Raw genomic sequence first — 22,410 nt, 5'->3', positions numbered from 1 at the left:
GAATCAGGATGGGTCGTGGCACGAACGGACGTGCGCAGACCCCGACCAGAGATCAGGGATAGTCGCCGTGGTGAAAGAGAGTGTATGAACATCGGTGAATAGACCCAGTAGATGACTTTGTTTTCGATGTTAGGCTTGCAGGTGGCGTCCATCTACATAAAAATGGACAAATACTTTATTTATTTGGACAAACTTTACCGTCATGGGCTTTTCCTCTTCCGAATACGGCTCACATGCGCTTGACCTGAGCGCAGGAGAAGCCTGCGGCCTGCCGGTATTCGGTGTCGCCGTACGCTATCCCGCGGGCCATATCGTGACTTCGCACTCGCACCCTTATGGTCATTTGATCTATGCGGATCGTGGCCTGTTGCGTGTGGAGGCCGACAGCGGCCAGTGGCTGGTGCCGCCCACCGCTGCGGTCTGGTTACGATCGGGTGTGGCGCACCGGCTGGTAGTCCCGGTGGCGCTGCAAGCACATGGTCTGTTTGTGCGTGAGGATGTATGCGCTCGCTTGCCGTCGACCGATTGCGTCGTTCATGTCTCCGGTCTGCTGCGGGAACTGATCATGGCGTTAGGCCAATCCGAGGATGCCGCTGTCTCTTCCACTCGTCTGCGTCTACTCGGTGAGCTGTTGGTTGAAGAACTGCACACCCAGCCGGTGCTTCCGCTCCACCTTCCCTGGCCTACAGGCAGCGCTGATAGCGCGATGCAGCAAGTGTGTCAGGCGCTGGTGGACAGCCCGGACGATACCGCCACCGCCGCCGAGTGGGCCAACAGACTGGCGATGGGTGATAAGACTTTCCATCGGCATTTTCTCCAGTCGACCGGTATGACCTTCGGCAAATGGCGCCAGCAGCTGCGGCTGATGTCGTCGCTGACGTTATTGATGCAGGGAATGCCGATTACGCAGGTCGCGCTGGCAAGTGGTTACGATAGCCATAGCGCCTACACCACAGCCTTTGGCAAACAATTCGGACAGCCCCCGTCGGCCTTCGCAGCGAATCGATAGGCCCGCGATGATGAGTGACGAATCGCGGTGAGATGTCAGCAATAGACAGAGAAACATCGGTGTTCTGTGGTGAGTGTTGACGGCCTGCGGGGTGAGCGACTGAGGCGCTATTTCAAGCCGCCGTCATGCGCCTCGACGGTGTATCGCTTTCACAAGGTCGACAGTGTATCCAAGGCGTGGATGAAACTAACTCTCTGCACGATAAGAGATTTTCGATGACTGTTCGAGAGTGAAAAAAACCGCGCGTCGGACCTTTTCATTGCCCTTTCGTTTAGCTAACGCTCTGCGAATATTCAGAAACTCTCCTATATTGAGTGGTAGCCACCTCGCGTATGGTGTGCACTGCCGTCACAATTTGAAAGGAGAGAGTGTGAAACTCAAGACACTGACACTGGCTGCGATTATCGGTATGGGGGCGCTATCCGCCGCCGCTACGGCCAACGAGTTGCCTAATGGCCCGCACATCGTCACCTCAGGCGCGGCAAGCGTGGACGCTACGCCGGATATCGCGCGTCTGGCCATTGAAGTCAGCGTGTCCTCCAAGGATGCCGCTGATGCCAAAAAACAGGCGGATGCCCGCGTGGCGCAATATTTCGATTTCCTCGCCAAGCAGGGGATCGACAAGAAAGATATCAATGCGGCCAATATCCGCACCCAGCCTGAATATGACTACCTGAAAACCGGCGGCTCCGTGCTGAAAGGCTATCTTGCCGTTCGACAGGTGGAAGTCACGGTACGTCAGCTGGATAAGCTGAATGAGCTGCTGGATGGCGCGCTGAAGTCTGGCCTGAACGAAATTCGCACGGTCGATCTTAGCGTCTCCAATCCGGATACCTATCGCGATCAGGCGCGTCAGAAGGCGATCGAACAAGCGAGCAGTCAGGCGCAGGCGCTGGCCAGCGGTTTCAAAGCGACGCTGGGGCCGATTTACAGCATTCGTTATCACGTCGCCAATTATCAGCCGGTGCCAGTGGCGCGGATGTTGAAGGCGTCGGATGCGGCCGTACAGACGATGGCGTCCCAGACCTACGAGCAGCAAACCATTCATTTCGACGATCAGGTCGACGTCGTGTATGAGCTGCAACGTCAGCCTTAATCTCCTCACTCCGCGGGCGCGGAATTTTTGCTGCGATCAGGGCTGACGCAGCACCCGACGCCCGTGATCCAACAGCGCATCCGTCACTTTACGCATCATCCGGCTTTCCGGAGCGAAGCGATGCCAATACAGCATCCGTCGCTGCAACAGGCCCGGCGTGAGATCGATCAACTCGCCTTTAGCCAGCTCTCGTTCGATCTGCAAGTGGGGGATCATGCAGCAGGTGGTGCCCTGACGGGCCAGCTGCACAAATGCTTCCGACGAGTTCACGATATGGCAGGGGACGCTGCCGGGCGAAAGGTCGAAATTCTGCTGTAAAAACGCCTGATGCATATCATCCAGATGGTCGAAAGCAACGGCGGGCGCGCGCAGCAAGGCGGAGCGGGTGACGCCGTTCGGGAAATAGCGTTTCGCGAATTCCGGCGAGGCGACGAACAGGTAGTCCAACGCGCCTAGCGCATCGACCAGACAGCTTGGCAGCGGCTGTGGCTGAATACTCACGGCACCGACGACCTCGCCGCGACGCAAACGCTCTTGCGTGCGTGTCTCATCTTCCACCTGCAGGTTCAGACGAATCGGCGAGTCCGCCAGCACCGACTGCAATGCTGGCAGCAGCCAGGTCGCCAGACTATCGGCGTTGACCGCGAGTGATAGCAGGAGAGGAGCCTCGCTGCTGTTTTCATCGCCGAGCCACTCTTCTTCCAGCAGTTCCACCTGATGCAGCAGCGCCAGCAGCTTTTGCCCCTGTTCGGTCGGCCGGGGCGGGATCGTTCTGACTAACAGCGGCTGACCAAAGAGATTCTCAAGCTGCTTGATGCGCTGCGATACGGCGGATTGAGTAATACAAAGTTTCTGTGCAGCGCGTTCGAAGCCACGCTCGCGGATTACGGCGTCCAGGGCCTGAAGAGTGCGATAGTCCGGGCGTTTCATGAAGGGGAAAAGTTCCTGTGAAAAATATTACTCTTTTCACTATGCCATAATTTTTCGGGTCACCTCTCTAATAAATGACGCTTTTACCTGCGAACTCCTGAAATTTGTGTCGACGCAAACGCTAAATCACGCCTTTTCGACAACGTCTGCTTTATAATACGCGCACTTTTTAAAGCAACAGGCAATCAGACCATGACACAGGATGAACTGAAAAAAGCCGTCGGCTGGGCCGCGCTGGACTATGTCCGCCCCGGTACTATCGTCGGCGTTGGCACAGGCTCGACGGCGGCGCATTTTATTGATGCGTTGGGCTCCATGAAAGATCAGATCGAGGGCGCCGTCTCCAGTTCGGACGCCTCCACCGCCAAGCTGAAAAGCCTCGGTATTCCGGTGTTTGATTGCAATGAAGTGGATGTGCTGGACGTGTATGTGGACGGTGCGGACGAAATCAATGGCCATATGCAAATGATTAAAGGGGGCGGGGCTGCGTTAACGCGTGAGAAAATCGTCGCCGCCATCGCCCGGCAGTTCGTCTGTATCGTCGATGCCACCAAGCAGGTGGATATTCTGGGGCGTTTCCCGCTGCCGGTTGAGGTGATCCCAATGGCGCGATCTTATGTTGCGCGGGAACTGGTCAAACTGGGTGGGCAACCGGAGTATCGTCAGGGCGTCGTGACCGACAACGGGAATGTCATTCTGGATGTGCATAACCTGGATATCTCCGATGCGATTGCGATGGAAAATAGAATCAACGGCATCGCCGGGGTGGTGACGGTCGGTCTGTTTGCCAACCGTGGCGCGGATGTTGCGCTGGTGGGAACGCCGGAAGGCGTGAAAACGGTCAAACGAAGCTCGTGAGTCAGTCCCTTCGATAACCTCTCGTCGTCTCTCTCCGGCCTGTTTCGTCAGGCCGGATTTGTGGTAATCAGGCGCATTATTTTTTACCCCGCATTTTTGGTGCTTAATATCACTTTTTCTTATTTGGCATAGCCACTATATGGTCGGCCTCTTATTTAGCAGCATTTTTTGCCACAAATGTCGCCTTACGCTGCGGCTTCTGTGCGCCGACAAGCAATCGTTTGTATTGCCGCCCGCGTAATTTTTGTTATGTTTGCAGGCAATGGTTTTGCAAACCGTCACATCTGAAGTCTGAAAAATAAGGTCGGGAAATGGCAAAGGTATCACTCGAAAAAGATAAAATTAAATTTCTGTTATTAGAAGGCGTACACCAGAATGCGGTTGATAACCTGCGTTCCGCCGGATACACCAACATCGAATACCATAAAGGCGCGCTGGACCCGGAAACGCTGAAAGAGTCGATTCGCGACGCACATTTCGTCGGCATTCGTTCCCGCACGCACCTGACTGAAGAAATCTTCGCGGCTGCGGAGAAACTGGTTGCCGTAGGCTGTTTCTGCATTGGCACCAACCAGGTTGAATTGCCGTCCGCCACCAAGCGCGGTATCCCGGTCTTCAACGCACCTTTCTCCAATACCCGCTCCGTTGCTGAACTGGTCATCGGCGAATTGCTGCTGATGCTGCGCGGCGTCCCAGGGGCCAACGCGAAGGCACACCGCGGCGAATGGCACAAACAGGCCGTTGGCAGCTATGAAGCCCGCGGGAAAAATCTGGGCATTATCGGCTACGGTCATATCGGGACTCAGCTGGGTATTCTGGCGGAAAGCCTGGGTATGCACGTGTATTACTACGACATCGAAAGCAAACTGTCTCTGGGCAATGCGCAGCAGGTTAACCAGCTGTCTGATCTGCTGAAAATGAGCGATATTGTCAGCCTGCACGTTCCGGAAACCGACAGTACGCAAAACATGATCGCGGCCAACGAACTGGCTCAGATGAAGCCGGGCGCCATGCTGATTAACGCATCACGCGGTACCGTGGTGGATATTCCCGCGCTGTGTGAAGCCCTGAGTAGCAAACATCTGTCCGGCGCGGCAATCGACGTATTCCCGCAAGAACCCGCATCCAACAAAGAGCCGTTCCTGTCGCCGCTGTGCGAATTCGATAATGTGCTGCTGACGCCGCATATTGGGGGGTCTACTCAGGAAGCGCAGGAAAACATCGGTGGGGAAGTGGCCAGCAAACTGGTGAAATACTCCGACAACGGTTCTACGCTGTCTGCGGTGAACTTCCCTGAGGTGTCTTTGCCGACGCACAGCGCACGCGCCAGCCGTCTGCTGCACATTCATGAAAACCGTCCGGGTATCATGACTCAGCTGAACACCATTTTCGCCAACGAAGGCATCAACATCGCCGCACAGTATCTGCAGACCAGCGCTGATATTGGCTATGTCGTGATTGATGTGGTCACCGACAGCGCTGATACCGCGCTGCAGTTGATGAAATCGATTCCGGGCACCATTCGCGCTCGTCTGCTGTACTGATGGCTGTTGTTGTCATTAATGGTAGAAAACCGGCCCTGTGAGGGCCGGTTTTGTTTTTACTGGCAGTCGATCACGATCTTGCCCTGAGTATGTCCTTCCAGCACCGTGTTGTGCGCGGCGGAGAGCGTTTCCGTCGTTAATCCCTTCAGCACTTTGCTGGCGGTTCCTTTCAGTTTGCCTTCGTCGACCTCACGGGCTACCTGCTGCAAAATGTCTCCCTGACGAGCAATGTCCGGCGTGGTGTACATGCTGCGGGTAAACATGAATTCCCAGTGCAGGGCGGCGCTTTTGAGTTTGAGCTGGGTTTGGTCCAGCGGATGCGCGTTTTCTACGATGGTGCAAATCTGGCCCAAAGGCGCAATCAACTGCCCAATGGCGTCCCAGTGACCGTCGGTATCGTTAAGGCAGAAGATATAGTCCACCTGTTCGAAGCCTTGCTCTTTGACCGTGTCTACCAGATTACGGTAGTTTACCACGTGGTGCGCGCCACGCTGCTTGCACCATTCGACGGACTCCGGACGGGAGGCTGTGGTGATGATGGTGACCTTGCTATGTAATGCGGCGAGGGAGATAGCCATAGAGCCTACACCGCCGGCACCGCCGATAATCAGTAATGTTTTTCCCGCTTCCGCATCCTGAATACGCAGGTGTTCGAATAGCCCTTCCCAGGCAGTCAGTGAGGTCAGAGGCAGCGCCGCAGCGGAAGCCCAGTCCAGAGTCTTGGGTTTATGCGCCGCAATACGCGAGTCGATCAATTGATGGGTGGTGTTACTACCGGGACGGGTAATATCACCGGCATACCAGACTTCATCGCCTTCCTGAAAACCCGATACAGCCTTACCCACCTTCAGCACGACGCCGCTGGCGTCCCACCCCAGAATCCGCGGGGCTTTCAAGCCGTCGGCGCGCAGCATGGCATGCACTTTAGTATCGACCGGGTTAATAGAAACCGCTTTGACGGCAACCAAGAGATCGTGGTCGCCGGGAGCCGGAATGTCCTGAGTGATTTCGATAAAGTTTTCCGGTTGTTTAGGATCAACCGCAATTGCTGTTGCTGTCATAGTGAGCTCTCCCGTTCTGCAAAGTGTTGGAGTCGATTTATGCGTACAACACAGTGTAGAACGACAAAGAGATGCTGATAAGGTGTACAATAAATAACGCAGTGTTCGGATAAGAAGAACAATTATGTTTAACCAGCTTAAAGACATGGCGCTGTTTGCCTTGGTCGCTGAAAGCGGTAGCTTCACTCAGGCCGCGCAGCGGGCGGGTATGGCGAAGTCGAGCCTGAGTCAGCGCGTCAGTCTGTTAGAACAACGGCTCGGACTGCGATTAATGAACCGCACTACCCGAAAAGTTAATCTTACCTTCGCGGGCGAGCGCTACCTGATTCACTGTCAGGAGATGCTGCAGGCACAGGAGCGCGCGGATCTCACGATCCAGCATTTGCGGGATAATCCGAGTGGTCGATTACGCATCACTAGCCCGGCTGGCGTGGGGGCGACCCTTCTGGCGGAATTGACGGCGGAGTTTCAACAGCGTTTTCCTGCGGTCATGCTTGAAGTCTCGGTATCGGACACCGTGATCGATCTGGTGGCCGATGGGTTTGACATTGGCTTGCGTACCGGTAAACCACAGGATTCATCTCTGATAGGCCGAGCTCTGGGATTAACGCCGCGTTATCTGGTGGCGTCCGGCGGCTATCTCAAACATGCGGCTCCGCTGATGCACCCGCGCCAGTTGCAGGAGCACTGTTGCATTGCGCATCGTGCCTGGACCGAGTGGGTTTTGCATCGGGAAAAGGAGTATTACCAGTGTCTGCTGCCGCGTTCCCATGTCACGGATAATTTGCTCTACGCTCGCGCGTGTGCGATTGCCCATGGCGGCATTACTTTGCTTCCCGAGTTTCTGAGTCGGGAAGCTATCGCAGCGGGAACGTTGATGAGGGTGTTACCGCAATGGCAGGCCGAGCCTAACGATATGTACCTCGTCTATCCCAGTCGTAAACTGAATTCACCCGCGTTGGCTTGTTTCATTGATTTTGTATTGCAACATGAGGCTTTCTTTCCGAAGCTCTTAAAAAGTTAACGCCAAGGACGGGGCCCCATATCTGAGTCATGGAACGATATGGCGGGGAAGTCCCGTGGGACAGGGAGAATGGGGTTATTAGCGGCGTAGGGCAAGCCTATTAATCGGCGTCAATGCTATTTAGAAAACGTTATTTAGGAAAACAAAGGTGTAGATGAAAGAGGCCCGAACTGGGGCGAGCCTCTTAGCTTGCGCTTCGTCGAAACGTTACGCCATTTTCTTGTATTTAATACGGTGAGGTTCCAGCGCTTCCGCACCCAGGGTACGTTTCTTGTACTCTTCGTATTCGGTGAAGTTACCTTCGAAGAATTCAACTTTACCCTCATCCTGATAATCTATGATGTGGGTCGCGATACGGTCCAGGAACCAGCGGTCATGCGAGATAACCATCGCGCAGCCCGGGAATTCCAGCAGGGCGTTTTCCAACGCTCGCAGAGTTTCGATATCCAGGTCGTTGGTCGGTTCATCGAGCAGCAGCATGTTGCCGCCGACCTGTAGCAGTTTCGCGAGATGGAGACGCCCACGCTCACCGCCTGACAGTTCGCCGATGCGTTTGCCCTGATCCACGCCTTTGAAGTTGAAACGGCCGACATAGGCGCGGCTGGGCAGCTCGAAGTTGCCAATGCGCATAATGTCCTGTCCGCCGGAGACTTCTTCCCAGACGGTTTTGCTGTTGTCCATGTTGTCACGGAACTGATCGACGGAGGCCAATTTAACGGTTTCGCCCAAGCTGATCTCGCCGCCATCAGGCTGTTCCTGACCGGATAACATACGGAACAGCGTGGATTTACCCGCGCCGTTCGGACCGATGATCCCCACAATCGCGCCTTTCGGCAGAGTGAAAGAGAGATCGTCGATCAGGACGCGATCGCCATAGGATTTAGACAGGTTAGTGACTTCCAGCACTTTGTCGCCGAGGCGCTGACCGGCTGGAATAAACAGTTCGCTGGTTTCATTACGTTTCTGATACTCAACGCTGTTGAGCTCTTCAAAGCGGGCCAGACGCGCCTTGCCTTTTGACTGGCGGCCTTTAGCGCCTTGGCGAACCCACTCCAGTTCTTTCTCGATCGACTTGCGACGCGCCGCTTCGGAAGATGCTTCCTGAGCCAGACGCTGGTCTTTCTGTTCCAGCCAGGAGGAGTAGTTGCCTTCCCACGGAATCCCTTCTCCACGGTCAAGCTCCAGAATCCAACCCGCTACGTTGTCGAGGAAGTAACGGTCATGGGTGATCGCCACTACGGTGCCTTCGTAATCGTGGAGGAAACGTTCCAGCCAGGCGACGGACTCGGCATCCAGGTGGTTGGTCGGTTCATCCAGCAGCAGCATGTCCGGTTTTTCCAGCAAAAGCCGGCAGATGGCGACGCGGCGACGTTCCCCGCCCGAAAGTTTGCCAATTGTGGCATCCCACGGCGGCAGACGCAGGGCATCTGCGGCGCGCTCCAGCTGATTGTCCAGGTTGTGACCGTCGTGCGCCTGAATAATCGCTTCAAGCTCGCCCTGTTCTTTGGCGAGTTTATCGAAGTCCGCATCCGGTTCGGCATAGGCCGCGTAGACTTCGTCCAGACGAGTCAGCGCCTGTTTGACTTCACCGACCGCTTCTTCAATCGCTTCGCGTACGGTTTGCTCCAGATTCAACTGGGGTTCCTGCGGCAGATAACCGATCTTGATGCCGGGCTGCGGGCGTGCCTCGCCTTCGATGTCTTTATCGATGCCGGCCATAATGCGTAGCAGCGTTGATTTACCGGCCCCGTTCAGACCGAGTACGCCAATTTTGGCGCCCGGGAAAAAGCTGAGGGAGATATCTTTCAGAATATGGCGTTTCGGCGGAACAATTTTGCCGACGCGGTGCATGCTGTAAACGAATTGAGCCACGTTGCTCTGAGCCTCTCTCTGTCAATGTGGGTGCGGCGGCAGTTGATTTCACCGCACCGTAGGGGAATCGGTCGGATGCGGGCATAGCACGCAAATCCGGCCGATGAGTTCACTGTGACGAAGTTTAGCTGTTTTCAGCCAGTGATCCCAGCCGTCAGGCGTATTGGTGGTTTACTTTGCGTGACGCATTCCGGGAGTCATGCAACGGCAGAGTAAAGTTTCATTGAGAACTGGGAACCTGCTCGGAAATGGCATAAATACCGTTAATTTTCCGAGTGATGAATATTCCATGCTGGCGTATCGTTGTCTGACTGGATGTGCCACACTAAGTTGAAGTGGGAAGCATGACAGCTTTTTGGGCAGGATCACCGTTGCTTGGAGCATTGGCACCTGCGGGCAGATAAAACGATAACGAATGAGGTCAGCGTAGTGATGTTCAAAGCGGTTTATTGGCGCTATGCCTTGGTGGCAGTTTCTCTGGCCGGAGTCTCGATTGCCGCGCAGGCCGACTCTATTACCGAACAACGTGAACATTATCAGCAGGTTAAAGCCGCCTGGGATGCGAACCAGATGGACACCGTGGCGCAGTTGATGCCAACCTTGCGGGATTATCCGCTTTACCCCTATTTGGAATATCGTTCTTTGACGCAGGATCTTTCGCAACTGACCAGCATTCAGGCGAAACAGTTCATTACGTCGCATCCCACACTTCCTGTTTCTCATAATTTGCAGACCAGCTTCATTAACGAGCTGGCACGGCGTCAGGACTGGAGAGGATTGCTGGCGTTCAGCCCGACCATACCCAAGCCGATGGCTGCCCGTTGCAACTACCTCTATGCCAAGTGGATCACCGGGCAGCGTCAGGGAATATGGGAACAGAATCGCGATATCTGGCTGAATGGTCGCTCGCTGCCGGCAAGCTGCGACAACCTGCTGACGTCCTGGCAGCAGTCAGGAATTTTGACGTCTTCATTGATACTTGAACGCATTCTTCTGGCAATGGATTCGGGCAGCAGCGGTTTAGTGACGCATCTGGTACGACAACTGCCGCAGGATTATCAGACCATCGCAGATGCGTTAAGCACGCTGCAGCGCGATCCGATGACGCTGGAGCACTTCGCCCGTACCGTCGGGCCGACCGACTTCAGCCGTAAAGTCACGCTGGCGGCGTTTACCCGTGTGGCTCGCCAGGACCCCGATGAGGCGCGCTCCATGCTGCCTGTGATTGCGCGTTTGCAGGGGATGGGCAGTCTCGAACGCAGCAAGATGGAAGAGGACGTCGTCTGGCGTCTAATGGGGAAAGAGATTTCCAGTGAGCAGGCGGAATGGCGCGATGCGGTAATACAGCGTAGTCAGTCCACCGCGCTGTTGGAGCGTCGCGTCCGTATGGCGTTGGGAGAGGGCGACCGACGTGGACTGGCGACATGGTTGGCGCGTTTGCCCGCCGAGGTATTGCAAAAAGACGAGTGGCGATACTGGCGAGCCATGCTGACAATTGAAAGCGGGCAGCGTGAGGAAGGCGAAGGGCAACTGCGTGAATTGATGAAAGCCCGCGGCTTTTATCCCATGATCGCGGCGCAGCAGCTCAAGGCTCAATATCCGCTGACGATTAAGGTGGCTGCCAAGCCCGACCGCACGGTGGCGCAACTCGCTGAAGTCGCGCGTATTCGTGAGCTGATGTACTGGCATATGGATAATCTGGCGCGAGCCGAGTGGTCAGGCTTGGTGGCGAGTCGCGAAAGGTTGCAGCAGGAGGCGCTGGCTCGATATTCCTTCGAGCAAGGCTGGTATGATCTTAGCGTGCAGGCCACGATCATCGGCAAAATGTGGGATAACCTGGAAGAGCGTTTCCCACTCGCCTGGAACGATGAATTCCGTCGTGCCACTCAGGGCAAAGAGATCTCTCAAAGCTATGCGATGGCGATAGCGCGTCAGGAAAGCGCGTGGAATTCTCAGGCGAAGTCCGCTGTAGGCGCATCAGGCCTGATGCAGCTAATGCCAGCGACGGCGCAGCATACCGCGGCAAAATTTAATGTCTCGAGTTATTCCAATAGTGCGCAGCTCATGGATCCGCAGACCAACATTGAATTGGGCACGCTCTATTTAGAGTATGTCTATCAGTCGTTTGGGCAAAACCGCATTCTGGCGTCTGCCGCATATAACGCTGGGCCATCACGGGTGAATACCTGGCTGAGGAACAGCAATGGTCGTATCGACGCTGTCGCTTTTGTCGAAAGCATACCGTTTTCGGAAACGCGGAATTACGTCAAAAATGTGCTGGCCTATGACGCGTATTATCGCTATTTCTTGAAACATAACTCGCCCGTGTTGATGGACAGTGAATGGCATCACCGTTATTAATCTGGGAGCCAGGTCGCCCGTATTACGGGCGGCTATGGCCTGACAGTGAACGGATATGCGCCTTAAGTGGTAAATTCGTTTCTTAAAACATGCTATGCTTGCGTACTAGTTTATTAGTATGGCAAAGAGCTATGACGACTCCATCTCCTCACGATCCCGCACTTTCGGAAGAAGACAATGAAAACTGGTCGTACTTTCTGGCGCTCATGCGTCAGTCGGTGAAGGACGATCTGGCGTTACCATTACTGCAACTGCTTTTGACGGCGGACGAACGTACAGCGCTTGGAACTCGGGTACGTATCATTCAGGAGTTGATGCGCGGTAACCTAAGTCAGCGAGAGCTAAAAAACGAATTAGGTGCCGGAATTGCGACGATCACGCGTGGGTCGAATAGTCTGAAGGCTGCGCCGCCCGATTTGAAAGTTTGGCTCGAGGCGCAGCTTCTGGAAAAAAAGTAGGGCAGTCTTAAAGGTTACGTTCTACGCCTTGGAAACGGCCTGTTGGAACAAGGTGTTTTGAAACGGCACCAGTGCCAGCAACAGGGCCTGATGATAAACGCTGGTTCGGGTCAGTTTACCGTTGGTGAATACGCCAATCGCGCCACCTTTTTGTTTCACGTTCTGAATACCGCTCAGGCGCGCCATTTCATCGCCTAGCTCGCGGCCTTCACGGATCCCCTGCAGGACCGCTTCAGGGAGCATTAGACTGGCGGAACGGGACTCTCCGCGAATTGTCGCGTTTTCGACAACCATCCAGGCAAAGGTCATGTTGTCTTCAATACCGGCCTCAACGCCGACCCAAAAATCGGCCTCGGGACGTACCTGTCGAGCCATCATTACGCGGTTTCTTGCCCCCGTACGTGTTTCTGTGGAACCTAAGGGCTGTTGTGGAACGCCGCTGTCTACGTCGACTCCCTCAATGCGGCAATTTTCCGCACCAAAAACATCAGCAAATGCTAAAGTTACGGCGTTAATTTTTGCCGGGTTAGTCGTAGACGCTACAACGTAATACATAATGTTCTCTACTCTAGTCGTTAATTTGACGCAGTATAACGGAAAACAATCATGTTACAGGTATATCTTGTTCGCCACGGAGAGACCGAATGGAACGTGGCGCGGCGCATCCAGGGTCAATCAGATAGCAAGCTGACGTCGGCGGGGGAGCAACAGGCTCGTCGGGTGGCGGAACGGGTAAAACATCTGGGAATTACCCACATTATTGCCAGTGACCTGGGTCGGACGCGTCAAACGGCCGACATCATTTCAGAGGGCTGCGGCGGTTGTCCCATTCTGCTCGATCCCAACCTGCGTGAGCTCAACATGGGCGTTCTGGAAGAGCGTCTGATCGACTCGCTGAATAGCGAGGAAGAGGGATGGCGCAAGCAAATCGTGGATGGCACGCGGGAAGGTCGTATCCCTGAGGGGGAATCACTTTCAGAGCTGGCCGAACGGATGCACAAGGTGCTTGAGTTCTGCCTGACTCTGCCCCCGGGGAGCCGTCCGTTGCTGGTGAGTCACGGTATTGCGTTGGGCTGTTTGCTCGGAACGCTGCTGGGGTTACCTGCGTGGGCTGAGCGTCGCCTTCGTCTGCGTAATTGCTCACTGTCCCGTATCGACCATCAGCAGAGTCCGTGGCTGGCGTCTGGTTGGGTCGTCGAGACGGCCGGAGATGTATCCCATTTGGATTCTCCGGCACTGGACGAACTGCAGCGTTAGCGCAGCACCGGGATGAAGTATTCGCAGCGGATGACTGCTGGTGGCTCATCCTGCTTGACTCCCCCAGACAGATTAAACCGCTCGATGTCGCAACCTTTGCGTCGGGTCAGCTTGAAGGTCGGCAGGCATGTGTCATACAGACTGACAATAAAGTCCTGCAGCTCATCCTTCGGGCCTTCATAGTTGAACTTTGCATACTCACCGCCCGGCAGGGTGATGGGGTCGCCCGGTGCAGTGCCTTCCGGCACGTTATCGGGCTCCATCGCCGTGGTATAGAGCACTTCATGCTCGTCATCTTTTTCTTTGCTCGGCCGAGAGTGCGCCAATCCATACAACAGGTTGGGAATTTGCTTGGCGTCGCCAAGATACTGGCGCCAGAAATGCACCCGAAGTTCCATACGGAAATGACACAACTGTTCCAACGTACCGCTGTAAGTTTGCGTCACGCCAACCAGTTTTAATTCTGGCAGTGTGATGAACTCTGGCTGAGGCATAGTAAAAGCGCCCAGTCGGATGGGAGCCTGAATGCCGTGAGTGTTCCAGTCATCCGAGCGACGGTATGACGCGGGCGTTTGGGAAAACTGTTTCTTGAACGCGCGAGTGAAGGTTTGCTGAGAATCAAAGCGATACTGTAGAGCAATATCCAGAATGGGCCGACTTGTGAGGCATAGCGCCACGGCGGCTTTGGTCAGGCGTCTGGCCCGGATATAAGAACCGATGGCATGGCCTGTGACGTCCTTGAACATTCTCTGTAGATGCCATTTCGAATAACCCGCTTTTGCTGCGACTTTATCCAGCGACAGAGGCTGGTCCAGATGACCTTCCAGCCAGTTAAGCAGGTCATGTATGATACTGGCTTGATCCATAGCTCGTCCTCATAGAACACTCAGAGCGTTAAAGGTTATAAGACCTTGCATGATAGCAACTTTTTTCACCTACGACTGCCTGGAATTTCAGGTAAAACCTCAATGGCGCTCGTCGGTAGAGTGAGACCTCGCTACCGATGGGGGAAAAGTTTTCTTTGTCAGCTTTTACACGTCATGAGTGATGGCCACATATCAGGAAAATTGCAGAATGTTTAAAAAATCATTGTTGAGTCTTGGGCTCTTTCTAAGCGTTGCGGTTTCAGCGAGTGCTGAAGAGGTGGGCTCCGTCGATACGGTATTTAAGCTGTTTGGCCCCGACCATAAAATTGTGGTGGAGGCTTTTGACGACCCGGATGTCGCCAACGTCACGTGCTATTTGAGCCGGGCGAAAACGGGCGGCATCAAAGGGGGATTGGGGCTGGCTGAAGATACGGCGGATGCGGCTATCTCCTGTCAACAGGTGGGGCCGATCACGCTCAGTGAGAAAATCGCGAAGAGTAAAGGAAAGGGGAACGTTGTTTTTCAACAGCGCACATCGTTGATTTTCAAAAAGTTACAGGTGGTGAGGTTTTACGATGAGAAACGTAATGCGTTGATCTATCTGACTTACTCTGACCGCGTTATCGACGGTTCGCCCAAAAATGCGCTCAGCGCGGTGCCTATCATGGCATGGGGAACAACGCAGTAATGCAGTAGAGCGGGGCAAACCGGAGATTGACGCTCCGGTCTGCCCTATCGATCACTCTTCCAGATCGCCACAGAAGCGGTAACCCTCGCCATGGATGGTGGCGATGATTTCCGGCGTATCGGCGGTGGATTCAAAGTGTTTACGGATGCGGCGGATAGTCACGTCGACTGTACGGTCATGTGGCTTCAGCTCGCGGCCGGTCATTTTCTTCAACAGTTCTGCACGGGACTGAATTTTCCCCGGGTTTTCGCAGAAATGCAGCATGGCGCGGAATTCGCTGCGCGGCAGCTTGTACTGCTCGCCGTTAGGGCTGATCAGCGAGCGGCTGTTGATGTCCAGTTCCCAGCCGTTGAAACGATAGCTTTCAACCAGACGGCGTTCTTCGGTGCCTCCGCCCAAATTCATGGTGCGTGACAGCAGGTTGCGTGCCCGGATAGTCAGTTCGCGCGGGTTGAATGGCTTGGTGATGTAGTCATCAGCGCCAATTTCCAGGCCCAGAATCTTGTCGACTTCGTTGTCACGGCCTGTGAGGAACATCAGCGCTACGCTGGCTTGTTCACGCAGCTCGCGTGCCAACAGCAGGCCGTTTTTACCTGGCAGATTAATATCCATAATCACGAGGTTGATATCGTTCTCGGACAGGATCTGATGCATTTCAGCACCATCGGTGGCTTCGTGAACGATATATCCCTCAGCCTCGAAAATGCTTTTGAGGGTATTGCGAGTGACTAACTCGTCTTCGACAATGAGAATGTGCGGGGTCTGCATGTTTGCTACCTAAAATTGCCAACTGATAATTTGAGAAGTACAAAAGTCTGGGTTCTTCAGGCGCTCTAGAAATAATGTTCACCGTCTCACGCGCCAACTGACTCAAGTACGTAAATGCGTTTCGATGCACTTTTCCTCACCCGCAAAGTGTTTTAATGGCTGGTGAGAGGAGGCGCTAAACTCGGCCTCAAGTTTTAAAAGTGGCGCACAGTTTAACCTTATTAACAGCAACATAACAGTAAGCACTGATTTCGCCAGCCAGCAAATTTACGGTTCTGTTGACATATATCAAATTTGATTGTAGCACGTTAAAAATTTTGTGAAAAACAGATATAAAATTGTCAATTGAAATCACATTTTCGCGGCTTGTTGAATCGATTTAACCTATAAATTGTGTGGTTTTTTGGCATAAACAACACCAAGAATGACTGTAATAGGGTGATACAAATGGTTTTTTATTTTGGGCACTTTCTTTAAGTCGATTAACTGCGTCATCTGGGCAGCAAAAATAAATAAGCCAACTATTGTTGCTTTTATGTTTCGATAATGTTTGATTTCTAATTTTACCCCACTTTATTTCTCCGCTTCTGACACCGTTTTTGTTGAGAGCACAATTTTTCCTTCTTTTTACCGTATTTAGCTGGCGCCTTTCAGCGGGGTATTCGCCATGCCTTTGTCATCGCCATTAGGCTATCCGTGGTAAATTGTCTCCCCCATCGCGTTACACGATTTAGCGTGAAAGGGAGGACGTTTTTTTTGCGATGCAGGATCTCAAGAGGCAGTCATGCAGTTTTATATTATTTTGGTGGCTCCGGCGCGGGCTGAGAACGTGGGCGCGGCGGCGAGAGCGATGAAAACCATGGGGTTCACCCGGCTGCGCATCGTCGATAGCCATGCGCATCTGGAGCCCGCCGCACGGTGGGTCGCTCATGGCTCTGGGGATATCCTGGACGGCGTTAAAACCTTTAGCTCGCTCGCCGACGCAGTGGCTGACATTGATTTTACCGTTGCCACCACGGCGCGCAGCCGCGCCCGTTTTCACTATTACTGCACGCCGACCGAATTGCAGGGGGTGATGGAAGAGAAGCGCAGTTGGGTTTCTTCCGCCGCGCTGGTGTTTGGTCGTGAAGACTCCGGGCTGACCAATGAGGAGCTGGCGCTGGCCGATGTCCTGACCGGCGTGCCGATGCAGGCGGACTATCCTTCCTTAAACCTGGGACAGGCGGTCATGGTGTACTGCCATCAGCTGTCGTCGCTGATGAATGTGCAGCGGGAGAATGCGCCGGTAGCGCAAGCGGGGCAGTTGAACGCGCTGCGCCAGCGTATGGATCGCTTGCTGGTGGATATCGGGGCGGAACAGGATGCCAAACTCAAGGATTGGCTGCATCAGCGTTTAGGCATGCTCGAACAGCGGGACACCGCAATGCTGCATATGCTGCTGCATGACATCGAAAAAGCCCTCTCGAAAGAAAATCAGGGGAAATGAGTTTTTTGAAGTCAAATATAAGACTTGGTTATTTTTCATAAATCAATCTGTGGCGGTTTGTAAATTTACTGGTTTATCTGTCTGTCTGGCGATGTGGGGAACAGGGGCGAAAAATCAGAAATCCATTGACTTAGCGGTGTGATTGCCCTAACTAATAGGGCCAGAAAAAGTTTATTACGAACGAGACACGACTATTCCATGCGTCCATTTAGCCTGATCACCACGATTATTATTACCATCACCGATACGATGTATTGCGGTGCGGGCTGACGCGTAAAGAAGAATCCAAAAAGGCCCGCACTTCACAGTGCGGGTTTTTTTTTATGGCAGGCGAAATCCTGCCTGCCACAAGCGGCAATCAAGAATGCAGTAAGCGTTTTTGTTGACGGAAATTCAGGAGAACAGATAAAAATGCGAGTGTTGAAATTTGGCGGGACTTCGGTGGCAAATGCGGAACGGTTTGTTCGCGTTGCCGACATTATTGAAAGTAATGCACGGCAGGGACAGGTTGCCACCGTCTTGTCCGCCCCGGCAAAAATTACCAACCATCTGGTTGCGATGATCGAAAAAACCGTTGCCGGACACGACACTGAGACGCATTTTAACGAAGCACTGACGATTTTCTCTTCGCTGTTGTCCGGATTGGAAAAAGTGCAGCCGGGTTTCCCTTACGCCCGTTTGAACACGCTGCTCGATCAGGAATTCGCACTCATCAAGCAGGTACTTCATGGTATCTCCCTTCTGGGCCAGTGCCCGGACAGCGTGAACGCCGCCATGATTTGCCGCGGTGAAAAATTGTCCATCGCGATCATGGAAGGTTTGTTCCAGGCGCGCGGCTATCAGGTTTCGGTCATTAATCCGGTCGAAAAACTGTTGGCGCAGGGACACTATCTTGAGTCCACCGTCGATATCGCCGAGTCCACCCGCCGCATCAACGAACAGGCTATTCCCAAAGAGGACGTAATCCTGATGGCGGGCTTTACCGCCGGTAACGAGAAGGGTGAACTGGTGGTGCTGGGCCGCAACGGCTCGGATTACTCCGCCGCCGTGCTGGCCGCTTGCCTGCGCGCGGAATGTTGCGAAATCTGGACTGATGTCGACGGCGTTTACACCTGCGACCCGCGTCAGGTTCCGGACGCGAGGTTACTGAAGTCCATGTCGTATCAGGAGGCCATGGAGCTCTCCTACTTCGGCGCCAAAGTTCTCCACCCTCGCACCATCGCCCCCATCGCTCAGTTCCAGATCCCCTGCCTTATCAAAAACACGGAAAACCCCAAAGCGCCCGGCACCTTGATCGGACTCGACAGCTCCGACAAACAGTATCCCGTGAAGGGCATCACCAACCTCAGCAATATGGCGATGATTAACGTCTCAGGCCCGGGGATGAAAGGCATGATCGGGATGGCGGCCCGCGTATTCGCAGCCATGTCCCGCTCCGGGATATCCGTCGTGCTGATTACTCAGTCCTCTTCCGAATACAGCATTAGCTTCTGCGTTTCTCAGAATGAACTGCGTCACGCGTGCAAAACGCTGGAAAGCGAATTCTATCTGGAGCTGAAAGAGGGTGTGCTTGACCCGCTGGATGTGATTCAGCGACTGGCGATCATCTCTGTGGTCGGCGACGGTATGCGCACGCTGCGCGGCCTGTCGGCGCGTCTGTTCACCGCGCTGGCCAGCGCGAACATCAACATCGTCGCCATTGCGCAGGGGTCGTCCGAACGCTCCATCTCCGTTGTGGTGAACAACGATGTCGCCACCACCGGCGTGCGCGTGGCTCATCAGATGCTGTTCAACACCGAACAGGTGATCGATGTCTTCGTGATTGGCGTCGGCGGCGTCGGCGGCGCTCTGCTGGAACAGATTCATCGTCAGCAGCCTTGGCTCAAGCAGAAACATATCGACCTGCGCGTGTGCGGCATCGCCAACTCCAAAGCGCTGTTGACGAACATCAACGGTATCTCGATGGACAACTGGCGCGAAGATCTGGCGAAAGCCCGCGAGCCGTTCAATCTGGAAACGCTGAGCCGTCTGGTGAAAGAGTACCACTTGCTGAACCCGGTTATCGTGGACTGCACCTCCAATCAGGCTGTGGCCGATCAGTATGTGGATTTCCTGAAAGACGGTTTCCACGTCGTCACGCCGAACAAGAAAGCGAACACCGGCAGCCTGAACTATTACCATCAGCTGCGTGATGCGGCGGCCGCCTCTCGCCGCAAGTTCCTGTACGACACTAACGTGGGCGCGGGTCTGCCCGTGATTGAAAACATGCAGAACCTGCTTAATGCGGGCGATGAACTGGTTCAATTCAACGGGATTCTGTCCGGTTCGCTGTCCTTTATCTTCGGCAAGCTGGATGAGGGCATGACGCTGTCGCAGGCAACCCTGCTGGCGAAAGAAAAAGGGTATACCGAGCCGGATCCTCGTGACGATCTGTCCGGTATGGACGTTGCGCGTAAATTGCTGATTCTGGCGCGCGAAGCGGGCTATGAGCTGGAGCTGGACAACATTCTGGTCGAATCCGTATTGCCGGACAGCTTCGATGCGTCTGGCGATGTGGCGACCTTCATGTCCCGCCTGCCGGAACTGGACGGCGAATTTGAACGTCGGGTAGAGCAAGCGCGTGACGAGGGGAAAGTACTGCGTTATATCGGTATGATTGAAGACGGTCAGTGCAAAGTCGCCATCAGTGCGGTGGGCGGCAATGATCCGTTGTTCAAGGTTAAAGACGGTGAGAACGCCCTGGCCTTTTACAGCCGCTATTATCAGCCTCTGCCGCTGGTGCTGCGCGGTTATGGCGCGGGAAATGACGTGACGGCGGCGGGCGTGTTTGCCGATCTGTTACGTACCTTGTCATGGAAGGTGGGAGTGTAATCATGGTCAGAATTTATGCACCGGCCTCCATCGGGAATGTGAGCGTTGGCTTTGACGTGCTGGGCGCGGCGGTTTCGCCGATAGATGGCTCTTTGCTGGGAGACTGCGTCTCCGTCAGCGTGGCTGATGAATTCAGCCTGAAGAATGAAGGGCGCTTCGTCGGCAAACTGCCGACTGAGGCCCGCGAGAACATCGTTTATCAGTGCTGGGAACGTTTCTGTCAGGAAATCGGTAAAACCGTACCTGTGGCGATGACGCTGGAAAAAAATATGCCTATCGGCTCCGGTCTGGGCTCAAGTGCCTGCTCCGTGGTCGCCGGGCTGATGGCGATGAATGAATTTTGCGGTAAACCGCTGGATGACAATCGTCTGCTGACGCTGATGGGCGAGCTGGAAGGCCGCATTTCGGGCAGCGTTCACTACGATAACGTCGCGCCGTGTTTTCTGGGCGGCATTCAGCTGATGGTGGAAGAATGCGGGATCGTCAGTCAACCCGTGCCGGGGTTTGACGATTGGCTGTGGGTCATGGCTTATCCGGGCATCAAAGTGTCGACCGCCGAAGCGCGGGCGATTCTGCCTGATAGTTACAGCCGCCAGGACTGTATCCGTCACGGCCGCTACCTGTCCGGTTTTATTCACGCATGTCATACCGGCCAGGCTGAACTGGCGGCGACGCTGATGCACGATGTGATTGCGGAACCTTACCGCACCCAACTGCTGCCCGGTTTTGCCGAGGCACGGCAGGCGGCGCAGGAAATCGGCGCGCTTGCGACCGGGATTTCCGGTTCCGGTCCGACGCTCTTCTCAGTCTGCAACGATAAAGCGGTCGCGGAGCGTCTGGCGGACTGGCTGCGGGTAAACTATCTGCAAAATGACGAAGGTTTTGTTCATATTTGCCGTCTGGATACGTCCGGCGCGCGACAATTGGGATAACGCATGAAACTGTACAATCTGAAAGATCATAACGAACAGGTCGATTTCGCTCAGGCGATACGACAGGGATTGGGAAGCCAGCAAGGTCTGTTTTTCCCGCTGGATCTGCCGGAGTTTGATCTGACGGCGATCGATGAGCTGCTGGAGCAGGACTTCGTGACCCGCAGCAGCCGTATTCTGTCAGCCTTTATCGGTGACGAGCTGCCGCCTGAAACGGTCTACCAGCGGGTCAAAGCGGCGTTCGCTTTCCCTGCACCGGTCGTCCCGGTGAGCGACGATATCGCGGCGCTGGAGTTGTTCCACGGTCCGACGCTGGCCTTTAAAGACTTCGGCGGCCGCTTCATGGCGCAGATGCTGGCGGAAGTCGCCGGCGATCAGCAGATCACCATTCTGACCGCAACCTCCGGCGATACCGGTGCCGCAGTGGCGCATGCGTTCTACGGTCTGGAAAACGTACGCGTGGTTATCCTTTATCCACGCGGCAAAATTAGCCCGCTGCAGGAAAAACTGTTCTGTACGCTGGGCGGCAACATCCATACCATCGCCGTCGACAGCGATTTCGATGCCTGTCAGGCACTGGTGAAACAGGCGTTCGATGATCAGGAGCTGAAAGATACGATCGGTCTGAACTCAGCCAACTCCATCAACATCAGCCGCCTGCTGGCGCAGATCTGCTACTACTTCGAAGCTGTGGCGCAGCTGCCTCAGGAAGCGCGCAATCAGCTGGTGGTATCTGTACCAAGCGGCAACTTCGGCGATCTGACCGCGGGTTTGCTCGCCAAATCACTGGGCCTGCCGGTCAAACGTTTCATCGCCGCGACCAATGCGAACGACACCGTGCCGCGCTTCTTGCAGAACGGCGCATGGCAGCCTAAACAGACGGTCGCTACGCTGTCGAACGCAATGGATGTCAGCCAGCCGAACAACTGGCCGCGCGTTGAAGAGCTGTATCGCCGTAAAAACTGGCAGTTGAACACGCTGGGCTTTGGTGCGGTCAGCGACGAGACCACCAAAGAGACGATGCACGAGCTGGAAGCGCTGGGTTATACCTCTGAGCCTCATGCGGCCATCGCCTACCGTCTGCTGCGCGATCAGCTGCAGCCGGGCGAGTTCGGCCTGTTCCTGGGAACGGCGCATCCGGCGAAGTTCAAAGAGAGCGTGGAAGAGATTCTGGGTAAACCGCTGGAACTGCCGGCCGCCCTGGCTGAGCGCGCCGATCTGGAGCTGCTGTCTCACCACTTCGGTCCTGATTTCGCCCAGTTGCGCAAGTTCCTGATGGAACTGCCGCGTTAAACCACATCGCGATCCGTGAGGGGCTCCTTCTCCTCA

20 protein-coding genes and 1 other annotated feature are annotated in these 22,410 nt (G+C 54.7%); of the genes, 14 read left to right on the top strand and 6 right to left on the bottom strand.

Features of this window, described 5'->3' with window-relative positions; translation table 11 throughout:
• Positions 1–202 precede the first annotated feature (202 nt).
• On the top strand, positions 203–1,009 hold the full coding sequence (locus CKQ53_RS02930; protein ID WP_118894631.1) for an AraC family transcriptional regulator: 807 nt from the start codon (positions 203–205) through the stop codon (positions 1,007–1,009).
• 370 nt (positions 1,010–1,379) lie between these two features.
• Entirely contained in the window at positions 1,380–2,105 is a 726-nt protein-coding gene (locus CKQ53_RS02925; RefSeq protein WP_085651278.1) for an oxidative stress defense protein, read from the top strand.
• 36 nt (positions 2,106–2,141) lie between these two features.
• On the opposite strand, the gene CKQ53_RS02920 is transcribed toward CKQ53_RS02925, so the two are convergent.
• Positions 2,142–3,035: a LysR family transcriptional regulator ArgP gene (locus CKQ53_RS02920; RefSeq protein ID WP_085651279.1), complete on the bottom strand. Its 894-nt coding sequence runs from the start codon at positions 3,033–3,035 to the stop codon at positions 2,142–2,144.
• 192 nt (positions 3,036–3,227) lie between these two features.
• Here CKQ53_RS02920 and rpiA point away from each other — a divergent pair, with 192 nt between their 5' ends.
• Positions 3,228–3,893 (top strand): ribose-5-phosphate isomerase RpiA, encoded by a 666-nt coding sequence (gene rpiA, locus CKQ53_RS02915; protein WP_094118064.1) that lies wholly within the window; start codon positions 3,228–3,230, stop codon positions 3,891–3,893.
• Between the two features lie 311 nt (positions 3,894–4,204).
• Positions 4,205–5,437, top strand: coding sequence for a phosphoglycerate dehydrogenase (gene serA / locus CKQ53_RS02910; RefSeq protein WP_085651281.1), 1,233 nt, complete (start codon positions 4,205–4,207; stop codon positions 5,435–5,437).
• 56 nt (positions 5,438–5,493) lie between these two features.
• On the opposite strand, the gene CKQ53_RS02905 is transcribed toward serA, so the two are convergent.
• Complete coding sequence (locus tag CKQ53_RS02905) at positions 5,494–6,498, bottom strand: zinc-binding alcohol dehydrogenase family protein (RefSeq protein WP_118894629.1); 1,005 nt, start codon at positions 6,496–6,498, stop codon at positions 5,494–5,496.
• Positions 6,499–6,622: 124 nt separating this feature from the next.
• Here CKQ53_RS02905 and CKQ53_RS02900 point away from each other — a divergent pair, with 124 nt between their 5' ends.
• The gene (locus tag CKQ53_RS02900) at positions 6,623–7,522 is read left to right on the top strand and encodes a LysR family transcriptional regulator (protein WP_085651283.1); all 900 of its coding nucleotides are present in this window, start codon (positions 6,623–6,625) and stop codon (positions 7,520–7,522) included.
• Between the two features lie 207 nt (positions 7,523–7,729).
• On the opposite strand, the gene ettA is transcribed toward CKQ53_RS02900, so the two are convergent.
• Positions 7,730–9,394 carry an energy-dependent translational throttle protein EttA gene (gene ettA, locus CKQ53_RS02895; protein ID WP_094118066.1) on the bottom strand — a complete coding sequence of 555 codons (1,665 nt, stop codon included), beginning with the start codon at positions 9,392–9,394 and terminating at the stop codon, positions 7,730–7,732.
• 432 nt (positions 9,395–9,826) lie between these two features.
• Between ettA and sltY the strand changes: the two genes are divergently transcribed.
• Positions 9,827–11,755: a murein transglycosylase gene (gene sltY / locus CKQ53_RS02890; protein WP_094118067.1), complete on the top strand. Its 1,929-nt coding sequence runs from the start codon at positions 9,827–9,829 to the stop codon at positions 11,753–11,755.
• 131 nt (positions 11,756–11,886) lie between these two features.
• Entirely contained in the window at positions 11,887–12,213 is a 327-nt protein-coding gene (gene trpR, locus CKQ53_RS02885) for a trp operon repressor (RefSeq protein WP_094118068.1), read from the top strand.
• A 21-nt stretch (positions 12,214–12,234) separates the two neighbouring features.
• On the opposite strand, the gene yjjX is transcribed toward trpR, so the two are convergent.
• Positions 12,235–12,768, bottom strand: a complete 534-nt coding sequence (yjjX, locus tag CKQ53_RS02880) for an inosine/xanthosine triphosphatase (RefSeq protein ID WP_118894627.1) — start codon at positions 12,766–12,768, stop codon at positions 12,235–12,237.
• A 51-nt stretch (positions 12,769–12,819) separates the two neighbouring features.
• Between yjjX and gpmB the strand changes: the two genes are divergently transcribed.
• Positions 12,820–13,470, top strand: coding sequence for a 2,3-diphosphoglycerate-dependent phosphoglycerate mutase GpmB (gene gpmB, locus CKQ53_RS02875; RefSeq protein ID WP_094118069.1), 651 nt, complete (start codon positions 12,820–12,822; stop codon positions 13,468–13,470).
• On the opposite strand, the gene robA is transcribed toward gpmB, so the two are convergent.
• Positions 13,467–14,336 (bottom strand): MDR efflux pump AcrAB transcriptional activator RobA, encoded by an 870-nt coding sequence (gene robA, locus CKQ53_RS02870; protein ID WP_094118070.1) that lies wholly within the window; start codon positions 14,334–14,336, stop codon positions 13,467–13,469. The genes gpmB and robA overlap by 4 nt on opposite strands.
• Before the next feature lie 208 nt (positions 14,337–14,544).
• Here robA and creA point away from each other — a divergent pair, with 208 nt between their 5' ends.
• Entirely contained in the window at positions 14,545–15,024 is a 480-nt protein-coding gene (gene creA / locus CKQ53_RS02865; protein WP_094118071.1) for a protein CreA, read from the top strand.
• Positions 15,025–15,075: 51 nt separating this feature from the next.
• Here creA and arcA read toward each other — a convergent pair whose 3' ends face one another.
• A complete protein-coding gene (gene arcA, locus CKQ53_RS02860) occupies positions 15,076–15,792 on the bottom strand; it encodes a two-component system response regulator ArcA (RefSeq protein WP_026739041.1) in 717 nt (238 codons plus the stop codon).
• Positions 15,793–16,576: 784 nt separating this feature from the next.
• Between arcA and CKQ53_RS02855 the strand changes: the two genes are divergently transcribed.
• The 5 genes from CKQ53_RS02855 to thrC all read left to right on the top strand — a co-directional run bounded on the left by CKQ53_RS02855 (position 16,577) and on the right by thrC (position 22,374).
• A complete protein-coding gene (locus CKQ53_RS02855; RefSeq protein ID WP_094118072.1) occupies positions 16,577–17,278 on the top strand; it encodes a tRNA/rRNA methyltransferase in 702 nt (233 codons plus the stop codon).
• Between the two features lie 198 nt (positions 17,279–17,476).
• Positions 17,477–17,548 (top strand): thr operon leader peptide, encoded by a 72-nt coding sequence (gene thrL, locus CKQ53_RS18990; RefSeq protein ID WP_072000207.1) that lies wholly within the window; start codon positions 17,477–17,479, stop codon positions 17,546–17,548.
• Positions 17,484–17,602, top strand: a sequence feature (Thr leader region). (Overlaps the previous gene by 65 nt.)
• 87 nt (positions 17,603–17,689) lie before the next feature.
• Positions 17,690–20,149: a bifunctional aspartate kinase/homoserine dehydrogenase I gene (gene thrA / locus CKQ53_RS02845; RefSeq protein WP_094118074.1), complete on the top strand. Its 2,460-nt coding sequence runs from the start codon at positions 17,690–17,692 to the stop codon at positions 20,147–20,149.
• A gap of 2 nt (positions 20,150–20,151) precedes the next feature.
• Positions 20,152–21,081, top strand: coding sequence for a homoserine kinase (thrB, locus tag CKQ53_RS02840; RefSeq protein ID WP_094118075.1), 930 nt, complete (start codon positions 20,152–20,154; stop codon positions 21,079–21,081).
• 3 nt (positions 21,082–21,084) lie between these two features.
• Positions 21,085–22,374, top strand: coding sequence for a threonine synthase (gene thrC, locus CKQ53_RS02835; RefSeq protein ID WP_094118076.1), 1,290 nt, complete (start codon positions 21,085–21,087; stop codon positions 22,372–22,374).
• The last annotated feature ends 36 nt before the right edge of the window (positions 22,375–22,410 follow it).

The organism is Lonsdalea britannica (assembly GCF_003515985.1).
In the GTDB taxonomy this organism is placed as follows: Bacteria; Pseudomonadota; Gammaproteobacteria; order Enterobacterales; family Enterobacteriaceae; genus Lonsdalea; species Lonsdalea britannica.
The sequence above is the reverse complement of the archived record's forward strand: the minus strand, read 5'-3'. Positions and strand labels throughout refer to the sequence as shown.